We start from the raw sequence: 12,403 nt of genomic DNA, 5'->3' as shown, positions 1-12,403 counted from the left end.
CAAGCGGGGAGGGAGCCGCCAGAAATGACATTGTCATGAGATCATCTGCTTTTCCGCGGTTTTGGACGGCCAGGGCTGGGGCGACCTCCGTCGAGTACGGTCTGATTGCGGTGGCGACTTCCGTTCCGCTTATCCTTGCGCTCAACGGCCTTCGTACAAAGCAGCGCCGATTGCAGTTCTGCACCTGCGCTCAGCGTTTCGAACGGTCAGCTTGACAAGCTAGATCTTGCACGTGCGCCTGGCGCAGGCAAGCAACAGAACTTCGAAAGGGCCTCCGCTGGATCCTTGAACCGATGACATGAACTGGATGAAACAGGGGATCCGCGGTGCATGAGTTCGACATAAAGCTCTTTCCGGGTCATTGCACGGCACCCCTTGGCTGCCAGCCCCAGTTTACCTCGCAGACGGACAGTCGATAGCCCGCGCGGCCCCGCGCATCCATTTTGGAGGTTGGAGCAGTAATGTCGGAAAAGCTTGCCCTCTTTATCGACGGTCCAAACCTCCAAGTCGACTACAAGCGCCTGCTCGATGAGTATTGGATGCGGGGCTCGCTGCTGCGGGCGTTCTATTACACGACGATTGCTGAGGATCTGGAGTATTCGTCGATCCGGCCGCTCATCGATTGGCTGGACTACAACGGCTACACCGTCGTCACCAAGGCAACCAAGGAATTCCTCGATACCAGCGGCCGGCGCAAGGCGAAGGGCAACACGAACATCGAGCTTGCAGTCGATGCCATGGAACTCGCGGAGCATATCGATCAGATGGTCCTATTCTCTGGTGACGGTGACTTCCGCTCGTTGGTTGAAGCGGTGCAGCGTCGCGGCGTCAGTGTCACCGTCATCTCCACCACTGCGATCCAGCCGCCGATGATCGCAGACGAGCTTCGGCGGCAGGCGGACGATTTTATTGAACTAGCGCAGCTGAAGCCGAAGCTCGGGCGCGATCCGACCGAACGGCTCGGGCTCACGACCGGTGTTGCCAAGCGAGAGTCGGCCAACACGGAATAGCGCATGCGTGATGCGGTGCAGGTTGATGACAAGTGGCCGTGATACCCGCGGCGCGCCCGCTCCATCCAACAGCATGACTATCTCAGGATGACTTTCCTCCTGTCGGTGCTTCTCGCGCTAGTTCATGCCGTTGTGCACGTTGATGCACGGCCATCAGGACCGCTTGTTGCCGCCGTAACGCGCTATTGCAGGCCGAGTTGCCGCGTCCTCAGATGGAGCTACCGACAGCTTCGGCCACGTCCTGGACCGGCCGACCCGCTGCACTGGACCAGTGCTCGGATTGCCGTAGTTCGCTCCCAAGGCGCATCAGGCTGCACTGCAGCCAGAGCTTTTCCTGCTTCTCGTGCCTGCTACGCAGGAGCAGAGCTTCAGTATATGCGCGCATGCGGAATCGGTAAAGCAGTCGGTAGAAATGACTGACCATGTTCCTGTTCCTGCTCGATTTTCGCCAACGAGCCAGCGATACGCATTTGATCGCATCATTATCTTCACTGAGCGCGATGTTTAAATGCAATTCGTCCCTGCGTGTCGCTTGAAACCGGCCTTCGAGTACCCGTTTTTGATGGAGCTCATCTCCAGGGAGCGCGGTTCACGACGTAAAGCCGCGGGGAAAAAATCGATCTCCGCCACGGTGATGCATACTTGAGCTACAGTGAGAAGCCGACGATAGACGCAGGATATGACGAAGATCAAGACGAGCTCGTACCGCCCTTGGTGTCATTCTGCGATCAAGTCGCCGTCCTAGACGTGCGAGAGTCTATCCTTTCTTACAAGCGACGATAAAAGCATCCAAGACGATGTGACGAAGCATAGTTGACCCGAGCTTTGGTTGTAAATCGGCCAAATGACATCGTGAGATTGGCCGCGCCGCAACGCCGGTGCAGGTGCGGCGAGGCGCGCAAAGGGGGCGCACCTGAAATCGCGTGCGACGTCGCGATCGCTAGGGGTACGGAGCGTGCGCTTTTGGTGCAATCAGATCACGCTCGCTGAGTGTGCGCGCTTGTCCGTTCTGTACAAAGTTTGTGCGCGCATGAGGGTGCCAAATCTGCCAAATAGCTACACGAAGGCAGAATGGTCCGCGCATGCAACTGGTTCATTCTCTCATCGGCCGTCCGGGAGGACCTTTAGGTGCGGAACAAATTAGGAGCGCAGGTGTCTCCGCGCGACGCTGGCATCAGGGTGAGCCGCGTCGGCATCACCGGCACGGGCGGGCGTGTCGAGAATCGCGTCGGCATGCTCGTCCTGCTTGCTTATTCATGAGGCTTGTTTTGGCTGGACGGCAGTCCGTGACCGACGGGGTGAAGGCGCGGCGCGTCTTCGGCCTGCGTGGCTTGATCTGCTTGCGAATCCATCGCATGTCGGTGATACAAGCACTGATCCGTGCCACGAAGAATCGATTGGTCGCGCCCTGCGGCGGGGCGGCAGGATGTTGATCAATGAACACGCCGCTGAATGGCTATGTCGCGGCCCTGCAAGCCTTGAAAGAAGACGATCGGCTGCGCGGACTGAAGTCGCGCGCAGGAAGTGATTTTTCTTCGAACGATTATCTGGCGCTGGCGAGCGCGCCACGTATGAAGAAGGCTCTGCTCACGGCGCTCGATGCAGGCACGCCGATCGGTGCTGGTGGGTCACGGCTCCTGCGCGGCAATTGTAAGGAACACGAAGCTCTCGAAGCGGAGGCGGCGCGGTTCTTCCGCGCGGAGACAGCGCTGTTCTTCGGCGGCGGTTACATCGCAAATTTCGCTCTTTTGACAACGCTGCCGCAGCGGGGCGATCTGCTTATTCTCGATTCGCTCGTGCACGCCAGTATTCATGAAGGCGCACGAGCGGGCCGAGCCCAGTTCCGGATAAGCGACCATAATGATCCCCAGTCGGTCGACGATGCGATTGGCGACTGGCGCGCCAAGGGCGGAAAGGGACGCGTCTGGATCGTGGTGGAGAGCCTCTACAGTATGGACGGAGACTTCGCGCCCCTCAAGGATCTGGTTACAATCGCCGAGCGCTGCGAGGCGTTCTTGGTCGTGGACGAGGCTCATGCCACAGGTGTTTACGGCGACCAGGGACGGGGGCTCACCGCGCCCTATGCGGGGCGCGAAAATCTCCTGGTGGTCCACACCTGCGGGAAGGCGTTGGGAACGGAGGGCGCGCTTGTCACCGCTTCCGGCGTATTGCGCGACTTCATGGTGAATCGGTGCCGTCCATTCATTTTCGCCACCGCGCCATCGCCCCTGATGGCCGTCGCTGCTCGGGAGGCGCTCTTGATCCTACAGGAGGAGCCTGATCGACAGCAACGCCTGACCGATCTTGTCGATTTTACGCATCGGCAGTTTGCCATGTGCGGCCGGCCGATCCGTTCGAGCTCACAGATCGTTCCTTACATCGTGGGTGACAACGTCCGCGCGATGCGGCTCGCCGCTGCACTGCAGGCGCGCGGCTTTGATATCCGCGGCATACGGCCACCAACAGTGCCAGTGGGAACGGCAAGGTTGCGGATTTCGCTGACGCTTAATGTCGGGCAAGATGATGTATCCGATATGATTGATGCCTTGGTTGAAGAGACTTGGGGTGAGGTACGGTGACGTCGCAAAATCATGACGTGACGCGGATATCCGGATCGGTAAGCGATATCCGAGGGATGCACCGGTGCGTGCAAATTGCTCCGATCGGTGATCACGATGTTCTGACGCATTAGTGCCGCTTTGTGCGGCGCACGTGAGCTCAACACAAATTCGACGAGGCTGCGTTTCCAACACTGGCGGCCCTCTTCGTTGACTGATACATGAGAAATCGACACATGCCGACGCGAGTAGCGCTTTTCCTTTCATCGGTGGGCTGGACAGCCATCGTCGTCGCAATTCTCCTCTATGTAATCTTCAGCCCTGCTTGATCGCCAAGGTCGGACGATCCGGCTCGTATAGCTTCCTGAACCCGTTCGACATTGCGTCCAACAGCATGCCGACCGATCGCCGGATCGACCCATGTCGCAGTGGAGCCCTCGTCCACGGGAGGGATTGCAGGAAGGTTTAGGGTGGCACCCCGACCCTTTCTCGATGTCGGCCTAAGTCGATGATTGTAAGTCGTTCGCTTGGGCTTATCGACCTAAGTTCGAGGCCCGGACCCGAGACATCTCCTTTCCTGTGATCCACGACCGCCGCGCGCGCCGGTGTGCTCAATCTCCCCGAAACTCGTCAGCTTCTCGAAAGCCAAGCATCTTAGACCTTCTCTCTCGATGTCGAGCCGCTTAGACCGAACCGGTGGCAGTACTGGCGGGCGGATCTGCAAGGGATTGCACAGAAGGAGAGCTGCATGGATTTCAATGAGATCAACGGCGGCGGATCCCAAGGGTCTCCAGGAGAGTACGCCTGGACACAAGAGGATCATGATCTATTTAATCGGATCATCAATGAACCCGGTCCATTGTCGTCCGCCGTGCCCGAGGAGGCGGCATACGATGTCTCATTCGCCGTTCCCCGCAAGTTTTCCCACGGCACCCAATCCGCCCCGGGGCAAATGGTCGAGAGACTGAACCACTTGGGTCTCCTGCCTGACGCCGACCAGCCGAGTATGACCTATGAAATCAAAGGGCATCGCTATACGGCCGCGATGCACGCCTCCAGCGGCGTGCGTCTCATTCATAACCCTCCGGAGGACCAAAATATTGGAGCCGGGCCGGCGGGGCTACCAGATTTCGGAGCATTCATCTTCGAGACGTCGCGTAGAGGTTTTCCGCTTCCGGAGCAGTGGGCGCCCCCAGCCCTACTCGAGAAGCTGCAGGAAACGGGCTTCATGCCTAGTCCAAACAACACAACAACCATTGCCCTCAACGGCCGAGCTTACAATGCAGAATTAATGGAAGGAGGGTTCGTTAGGCTCAGGCGGGCTGGGTGAGACACCGGGGATAGAACCGGCGGAGCCGGCCGCTACAGTCTTGCGGTCATTCGGTTCCAACTGTGTCGACTGTTCATCGCTCAGCAACCGACTGCCGCGTGCCGCCAGCGAGTGGACAGCATCGGCCCCTGGTGGATCGCGGCTTCAGAGAGCCGCCGAAGCGTCGGCATGGACCAGTTCCGTGAGATCGCCGTCGGCATCGTCTTCGAACGGGCCATAAGGCCACAAAACAATTACGCGAAGGAGAGCCTCTCCACGGGCGGCGATGGCCGCGGCTGAATCCGGGTGGCCGTCGCAGCGCTGCTGCAGACAGCGATAATGAACACCGTCGGCCGCGATATCGTGATTCCTGGTGCTGGCCCGCGCGTTGCCAACACACGTACGAAGAATATGACCAGTATCAGGAGACCACGCAAAACATTATCCCGAAGCTATGACAATCGTGAAGCGGATCACGTCCGGTGTACTTGATGCAGCCCGATGGACCTACAAATGCCGGCTGGGCGAGCGCGAGAAGGCACCAGCGTCAGCCCAATACGTCGACCCTGCCGGTTTCGAGCCGATATAGACCGCCGATGATCTTTAGTGTTTTCTGCTCAACCGCCGGGTTCAGGATCGGGCTGGCGGATTTGAGTTTATTGACGTTATCGATCACGTTCTGCCGGATCGCATCGGCGGAGCTATCACCTGGTTGGTGGCCCGACCCTCTCACGGCAGGCGCGAGCGCGCTGACGAGGGAGCGCATATGTCCCGGTGCCGGCTTGCCTTCGTCAAGCGAGTTGATCGTGGCGTCTATCGCGCCGCAGTGATCGTGACCGAGTACCAGGATCAACGGCGCGTTCAGTACGGCAACCGCATACTCCAGGCTAGCTAGCGTGTCATCATTGACGAAGTTACCGGCGATGCGGCATACGAATAAATCACCAAGTCCGCTGTCAAAGGCAAGCTCGGGCGCTACCCGCGAATCGGCGCAGCTCAGAACCGCCGCATATGGATTCTGACTATCGACTAAAAGTCGGCGCTCGCGTTCCAGATCGCGCCCTCGCGACACGCTCTGCACATAACGATCGTTACCCTCCATCAGCCGCTTCAACGCAGCATCGGGCGAGAGCTGATTATCCGGCTTCGGCGGCGCTGCTGCTTGCTTCGCCTCGACAATGTTGCCGCCAAACGGCACGACAAATGCCGAAATAGCGAACAGCAACAGCGAGCGGCGCGAAGGCGCGAGCTTGGTCGGATGGGGATTGCCCTGTGAACGGTCTGCATACATGGATAGGACCTCTATCGCGCGGCTCTATGCCACCCCATGGCTTCGGCCTCGTTTTCGCTGCAGAACCAGCGTTCAGCCGGTTTCTTCGTCATGTCGATTTGTCCGTAACTGAGTTGCCCAGGAGAGTGATACGTGCGCTCGCCGTTACGTTCGACGGTGCCCTTTATCAGGCAGTCGGGCGAGGGTGGGTCAGATAGCAGAGCGGATCCGAGCAGGAGTTCCTGGGCATCGTTCGGCACCGAGCTCGCGCCGACAATGATCGTGCTCTTGTTGCGGCGGCGCCAGTCCCAGGGGGTGATGAATGCCCCCGACCACAGGCCGGCAAAGGCGCTGCTCGCCGCCACCTCATTAATGACGTAAACATGGGCGGATGGCTCGGATGACAGTGCCCAACCGGAGCTTACCATCCAGGCGTTCACGTCCTGGCCCTCGATGAAGCAACTGCCAAGAGACCTACCGTACTTGTCTACTCCTGCGGTCTGACAATCCCATATTCGTCCTTTCGAGTAGTTGATAAGGGCGTCGCGAGCCGCTACCCCGCAGGCCCATTTCCGGCCATGAGCATCCAGGCAAATCTGATCAGTCTCGGGGGCCTCGATACCCGAGAGCCGAATTCGCGTTCGTTCGATCTCTATCGTATTGGCGTCGAGGATTTGGGGAGCACCGCTCAGTTTCGCCGCGCAAACAGGAGACGCGATGATGGCGAGCAATGCTGCCATCATTACGCGGTACTTCATCCTAATATCCCTTCGCTCATGGTTCATCGGCTCACAAAATCGCAGCGATCCGGTGTCGTCACAGCCGACTGCTTGACTGCACATACGTCATCGGGTCTGCATCGTTCGACGATGCTGTTGTGGAGGCTTGCTTATATTTTCAGCCTACGACCTGACGCTGGGTGAGATTCAAGAGATTTCTTTGGGGGCTTTCTTCGATGTGCTTCTGGCATCTCCAGCTGCCCCTCCCTCTCCCCCGACATGTCTCCTGCTCTGGACCTGAAGGAAGAGATCCCGCATGTTTCAGCGCTGCACTCGCGACCCAGGAATACGGCTCTTGGTACGCCATTTCTCCAAAGGCTCGGAAGAAGCGGGGCGCTTCGCCGCCGAGCGGAAGAAGCGGCGATGCTAGGCCTCCTATGATTGTTATCGTTCGACAGGGCTACGCGAGGTTCATCATGGTGGGGAAAGCGGAAGTCGGGACAACTCACGATAAGAGTGATTGCTCAAAAGAGATCGGCCTCCCGCTTGATCCTACGCTACAAAACCACCATGCTTGACTCACACGGTGGCCTGTATCTGCGACCGTATCCGCAACAAACGCTGCGCGAATGACTCCGACAACGCCTGACTGGCCTTCGATGCTCGAATGGAAGAAAGCAAGAAGCTCGGCATAATGGCGGCGTGGGGACTGACGCGGTCGGCTTTACGGGCTTGCGGTGCCAAGGCGTCCCCGCATTGTTGCGAGCGGCGATCCGCATGCCATTTCAGAGCGATGAATTAAATTTTCCGGCGGATGGATCTTGGTGTGGGGCCGAGGCGCTCAACGCTCATGAGTAGCGCTGCCACCCTGATCAGTTCTCGATGCCCTTCGCACCCCCTCCAACGCGTCCCGTTCATTTTGATCTATGTGATGGAACCAGGACCCCGGAGGAAAAGTCGCAATCCTCTTGGCAAGGAAGGATTGCGGCTCCCAATCGTGTCCCTCGCGCTTGTCGAAGGTGATGACCCCATTTTGGGTGAAATAGCGGGGCCCTGGTATGTTGCAGTTCACCAACAGCAGAACGCGCCACCGGTCTTCTTTCTCGGTCGGCTTGTCATTTGTCGCTCGAACGTAATCCACGATTACAGGTTCGATGATATGACAGCGGCCGTGCCGGAGCAGATCGCCGAGCTTGCCTTGCGCAGTCGCGACAAAGTTGAAATTGACCGGATTATGCAGAAAACGAAGGTTTGCGTCTTTTTCGCCGTCGGTGACTTCACTGGCGATGAGTGAAAGCGCCAGGGCGCGCCAGCCGAGTTCGATAGGCTTTGCATAGGGAGACGCAACTTCAATCTTTCCGTCGGTCCCGACTTTCCAGGTAATAACGTAATGTTCGTCTGATCTGTTATCCTGATGCCTGGTCCAGGAAAGGTAAACATACTCAGTGTGGTCGACGCTTTCGGCGATTCCCCAGTTTCGAGGGACGAATTGCGCCACTTTCGAAACTTTGGAGACAATGTGCTCGATTGTCTCACCGTCTCGCGCTCGCCAGGTTGACTTGACTCGTTCGACGAGCGCGCTTTCGACGGCTCGCGCAGTGTTGCCCGTCGCAACAAGCCCAGCAACGAAAATTAGCGATTGACAGAGGCAAAGCACGCCTCTTGCAGACATTCTCTTCATAACGGCCGGACCATCGATTTTTCATCCACACGTCAAAGCGGCAGCCTTCAATGCTATGCTCGATCGGAAGAAGTTAGCGGCAACGTGACGCGGGCACCTGCCGATGTCCCGCGCGAGCAGGCGCTGTCCCCTCGGGTCACGCGCCGCTAACTTCAGTGGGCCAGCCACAACCCCAATTTGCTGTGCTGGACCTGCCCAGGAGGAGAAGCCTGGGCACCCTTGAGCTTGCATTCTTCGTGCCAGGAAATAGCCGGCAAATCCCGCCAGATTCGTGCAGTGTTTGTCGGCTTTCCGACCTACGCTCGTTTCTATGTTTCCATTCAGCCGATCCGCTCGAGCTTGTTCAGCTTTTGTCGTGCCGATCTTCGAGGCCAAAGCGAAGGCCGCTGCCGATTTACGGATGAGAAATCGGGGCGCACTTTGGAGTGCTGTTGAACCGTCTGGTCCGGCGCGGTCACCCGAACGCCTGCGATCGCTATCGGCTTGTAATGATGATAAGCAAAACCACTCGTCACCGCCGGGCGTGTGGAATCGTCGAAAGCGCGTTCTGGGGCAGGCAGATGATATGGTGCGCGGGTTTCTACCTACGCGCACGATGTTGCAGTCCGCTCAGTCCAGCTGCCTCGGCTCCGCATTCATGGTGGGATGACCGTTTCCAGTCGCGACACGCGGCAAGCGAGAAACGATCAAGTCGCGCTAGCTTCCTCTTGAGTTGCTCAACATTCTCGAGAGCAGTTGTCTGACGGATTGATTCATGAACTCTTACCAGCCCCCGAACGGGCCGACCGCAAAGAGGGTGACAGCAAGGACGCCGACAGCGCTCCAAACAGCCATTGTCATTGCGGGCCTTCCGGTGTTCGTCGAGGCGAATCGATATGCATGCCCGAGTATTAGCGTCATCAGAGACCGCAAATCGCCTACCAGGATTGGTTGGCTCGTAGATCAATATGGCGACCGGTTGCTGATGGAGTTTTCGCAGGTGTGTTGTCCCTGGCGCGGCTCTTGACTGTCGAGAGACCGAAATACACTCGAAGCGCCGCGACCTGCGCCTTCGACAATCCTTTCGACACATATATTGCAGACTGCGTCTATTGGATAAGCTTCCAATCGCGTGATCAACTTTCGACGTTTATCATTTTGAGTCACTGATGATGGCAGCATTGACGTGAGAGAGTCATCTGAGAGGTTGACGGAAGAGGTCTCTTGCCGATAATCCAAATCGTAGAGGTTCTCCGGTCCCGCTGGATTCGGAGCTAAGAGGGAAGCCGGTGAACATGCCGGCGCTGCCCCCGCAACTGTAAGCGGCGAGCCGCCGTCCAACAAAGTCACTGAAGCCCGTGCGGCTTCGGGAAGGCCGGACAGCAGCGATGACCCGCGAGCCAGGAGACCTACCTCGACCACATATACGTCCACGGGCGGGGTGTCCCGGTGGTGCGCCAAGCCGCCGCCGCTCGGGCGATCCTGCTTGCGTCCGCCTTGGCCTTTGCCCCCAACTACGGGGTTAGCGCTATGTCTCTTCTCTCCCTTCCGGTTGCCACGCTTGGAACGCCTCGGATCGGTCCAAGACGCGAGCTCAAACGCGCGCTTGAAAGTTACTGGGCCGGCGCAATCAGCGAACAGCAATTGCTCGAGGCCGCAGCTGGCCTGCGTGCTGCGAACTGGGCCCGCCAAAAATCCCTCGGTGTCACCGTCATTCCGTCCAACGATTTTTCGTTGTACGACCAAGTGCTCGACACCTCTGTCATGGTTGGTGCCATCCCGGAAGTCTATGCGTCGAAAATCGAATCGGTTTCGCTCAAGACGTACTTCGACATGGCGCGCGGTTCACAATGCGATCGCCAGAATACGAGTTGCGGCCACGGATCGGGCGGATCTAGCGCGCCCGCACAGGAGATGACCAAGTGGTTCGACACCAACTACCACTACATGGTTCCTGAATTTCATCAGGGACAGAGGTTCCGCCTATCCTCTCGCAAGCCTATCGAGGAGTATGAGGAAGCCAAGGCCCTGGGGTTCCAGACGCGCCCTGTCCTGATCGGGCCGGTCACATTCTTGAAGCTTGGCAAGAGTGCGGATCCCGCGTTTCAGCCGCTGTCTCTCCTGGATGAGCTAATACCGGTCTACATCGAGGTTCTGCAAGAACTAGGCAAAAGGGGAGCAAGCTGGGTTCAATGCGACGAGCCCTGCCTGGTCCTTGATCTGGAGGAGGAAGCGCGAAGATCTTTGCTGCGTGTCTACGATCGGCTCGCCAGGGAAGTACCAGACGTCAAGATCATGGTCGCGAGCTATTTCGGTGATCTCGGCGATAATCTGGACATAGCTTTGAACATGCCCGTTGCCGGACTGCACGTGGATTTGGTTCGCGCACCGAATCTGTTGAGCCGGATCATTGCTGCGCGGCGAAGTGATCTCGTCATGTCTCTCGGCGTCGTCGACGGACGAAATGTATGGCGGTCGAACCTGTCGACGCTCCGCCAGCAACTGGATCCCGCCATTGCGAAGCTGGGCAGGGATCGTGTTCAGATCGCTCCGTCCTGCTCGCTGCTCCATGTGCCCGTCGATGTTGAACTGGAGACCGGACTTGCATCCGATCTCAAGAGTTGGCTTGCCTTTTCGGTACAGAAGATGCGTGAGCTTGCGATCCTAGCGCGGGCGCTCGCGGGTGATAAGAATGTTGCTCAAAGTCTTGCTGAATCGCAGTTGGCCGTGACGGTCCGCCGGACTTCACCAAAGATCCGTGATGCCAATCTCGCGGTGCGGATGCGAGCGATCGACGAAGCCATGCGCCGGCGTGCCAGCCCATTTGTCCATCGGGCCGAGATCCAACGCAAGCGCTTTGGACTACCGGCCTTTCCTACCACGACGATCGGATCCTTCCCGCAAACCCCAGAGGTCCGTAATGCCCGCGCGGCACATTCGCAAGGCGTCATGAGCGACGAGCAATACGACAAATTTCTCAAGGAGGAGACTGCGCGCACTCTGCGTTGGCAGGAGGACATTGGTCTAGACGTCCTCGTGCACGGCGAGTTTGAGCGCAATGACATGGTGCAGTACTTCGGCGAGAAACTCGCCGGCTTCGCATTTACCAGGAATGGTTGGGTGCAATCCTATGGGTCGCGCTGTGTCAGGCCACCGATGCTATTCGGAGATGTTTCGCGGCCAAAACCGATCACTGTGGATTGGTGGCTCTACGCGCAATCACTGACCAGCAAGCCGGTGAAGGCGATGTTGACCGGGCCAGTAACGATCTTGAATTGGTCGTTTGTTCGCGATGACATTCCAAGAGGCGAGGTCTGCCGGCAGATCGCACTGGCGATACGCGACGAAGTCCGCGATCTCGAGATAGCCGGTGCGAGCATGATCCAGATCGACGAAGCTGCGCTCCGCGAAGGATTGCCGTTGCGCCGATTGGAGTGGGGGGCCTACCTTCAATGGGCCGTCGATAGCTTCCGCATTTGCTCATCAGGCGTTGCAGATCAAACCCAGATTCATACGCATATGTGCTATTCTGAGTTCAACGACATCATCGACGCCATTGCTGCAATGGATGCGGATGTGATCTCGATCGAGACGTCGCGCTCGAAGATGGAGCTGCTCGACGCGTTCAGGAACTACAAATATCCCAATCAAATCGGGCCGGGCGTGTACGACATCCATTCTCCACGCATTCCCGAGGCAGGGGAAATGAAGAAGCTGATGGCATTGGCTCGGCAGCGGTTGCAGGACTCGCAGCTCTGGGTCAATCCGGATTGTGGTCTGAAGACGCGCAAATGGGAGGAGGTTCGCCCGGCGCTGATCAACATGGTCGCCGCCGCCCGGCAACTTCGCGCGGCATCTGATCGGCCAAGTCGTTGAT

Annotated in this window: 7 protein-coding genes and 1 riboswitch; of the genes, 4 read left to right on the top strand and 3 right to left on the bottom strand. The window is 58.2% G+C overall.

Features of this window, described 5'->3' with window-relative positions; translation table 11 throughout:
• The first annotated feature begins 461 nt into the window (after positions 1 to 461).
• The 3 genes from ACVWZM_RS08170 (at position 462) to ACVWZM_RS08160 (ending at position 4,898) form a co-directional block, all read left to right on the top strand.
• Complete coding sequence (locus ACVWZM_RS08170; RefSeq protein ID WP_456852473.1) at positions 462 to 1,010, top strand: LabA-like NYN domain-containing protein; 549 nt, start codon at positions 462 to 464, stop codon at positions 1,008 to 1,010.
• 1,436 nt (positions 1,011 to 2,446) lie between these two features.
• Positions 2,447 to 3,589 carry an 8-amino-7-oxononanoate synthase gene (locus ACVWZM_RS08165; protein ID WP_456852471.1) on the top strand — a complete coding sequence of 381 codons (1,143 nt, stop codon included), beginning with the start codon at positions 2,447 to 2,449 and terminating at the stop codon, positions 3,587 to 3,589.
• A 727-nt stretch (positions 3,590 to 4,316) separates the two neighbouring features.
• Entirely contained in the window at positions 4,317 to 4,898 is a 582-nt protein-coding gene (locus ACVWZM_RS08160) for a hypothetical protein (protein ID WP_456852469.1), read from the top strand.
• Between the two features lie 526 nt (positions 4,899 to 5,424).
• On the opposite strand, the gene ACVWZM_RS08155 is transcribed toward ACVWZM_RS08160, so the two are convergent.
• The 3 genes from ACVWZM_RS08155 to ACVWZM_RS08145 all read right to left on the bottom strand — a co-directional run bounded on the left by ACVWZM_RS08155 (position 5,425) and on the right by ACVWZM_RS08145 (position 8,364).
• Positions 5,425 to 6,168: a carbonic anhydrase gene (locus ACVWZM_RS08155; protein ID WP_253624305.1), complete on the bottom strand. Its 744-nt coding sequence runs from the start codon at positions 6,166 to 6,168 to the stop codon at positions 5,425 to 5,427.
• Between the two features lie 11 nt (positions 6,169 to 6,179).
• Positions 6,180 to 6,905, bottom strand: coding sequence for a thermonuclease family protein (locus ACVWZM_RS08150; protein ID WP_253624304.1), 726 nt, complete (start codon positions 6,903 to 6,905; stop codon positions 6,180 to 6,182).
• A gap of 802 nt (positions 6,906 to 7,707) precedes the next feature.
• Positions 7,708 to 8,364: a nodulate formation efficiency C protein gene (locus tag ACVWZM_RS08145; RefSeq protein ID WP_456852467.1), complete on the bottom strand. Its 657-nt coding sequence runs from the start codon at positions 8,362 to 8,364 to the stop codon at positions 7,708 to 7,710.
• 1,391 nt (positions 8,365 to 9,755) lie between these two features.
• Positions 9,756 to 9,957: riboswitch (cobalamin riboswitch) on the top strand.
• Between the two features lie 99 nt (positions 9,958 to 10,056).
• Between ACVWZM_RS08145 and metE the strand changes: the two genes are divergently transcribed.
• Positions 10,057 to 12,402 carry a 5-methyltetrahydropteroyltriglutamate--homocysteine S-methyltransferase gene (gene metE / locus ACVWZM_RS08140; RefSeq protein WP_456856639.1) on the top strand — a complete coding sequence of 782 codons (2,346 nt, stop codon included), beginning with the start codon at positions 10,057 to 10,059 and terminating at the stop codon, positions 12,400 to 12,402.
• The last annotated feature ends 1 nt before the right edge of the window (position 12,403 follow it).

The sequence above is a fragment of the Bradyrhizobium sp. USDA 4501 genome (assembly GCF_054062115.1).
Note: the sequence above shows the minus strand (reverse complement) of the source record. Positions and strands in the feature narration are given on the sequence as shown.

Bases quoted from the DNA above. Each gene is read 5' to 3' on its own strand.
- ACVWZM_RS08150 (WP_253624304.1), bottom strand. From the start codon at position 6,905: ATGAAGTACCGCGTAATGATGGCAGCATTGCTCGCCATCATCGCGTCT.
- ACVWZM_RS08170 (WP_456852473.1), top strand. From the start codon at position 462: ATGTCGGAAAAGCTTGCCCTCTTTATCGACGGTCCAAACCTCCAAGTC.
- ACVWZM_RS08155 (WP_253624305.1), bottom strand. From the start codon at position 6,168: ATGTATGCAGACCGTTCACAGGGCAATCCCCATCCGACCAAGCTCGCG.
- metE (WP_456856639.1), top strand. From the start codon at position 10,057: ATGTCTCTTCTCTCCCTTCCGGTTGCCACGCTTGGAACGCCTCGGATC.
- ACVWZM_RS08165 (WP_456852471.1), top strand. From the start codon at position 2,447: ATGAACACGCCGCTGAATGGCTATGTCGCGGCCCTGCAAGCCTTGAAA.
- ACVWZM_RS08160 (WP_456852469.1), top strand. From the start codon at position 4,317: ATGGATTTCAATGAGATCAACGGCGGCGGATCCCAAGGGTCTCCAGGA.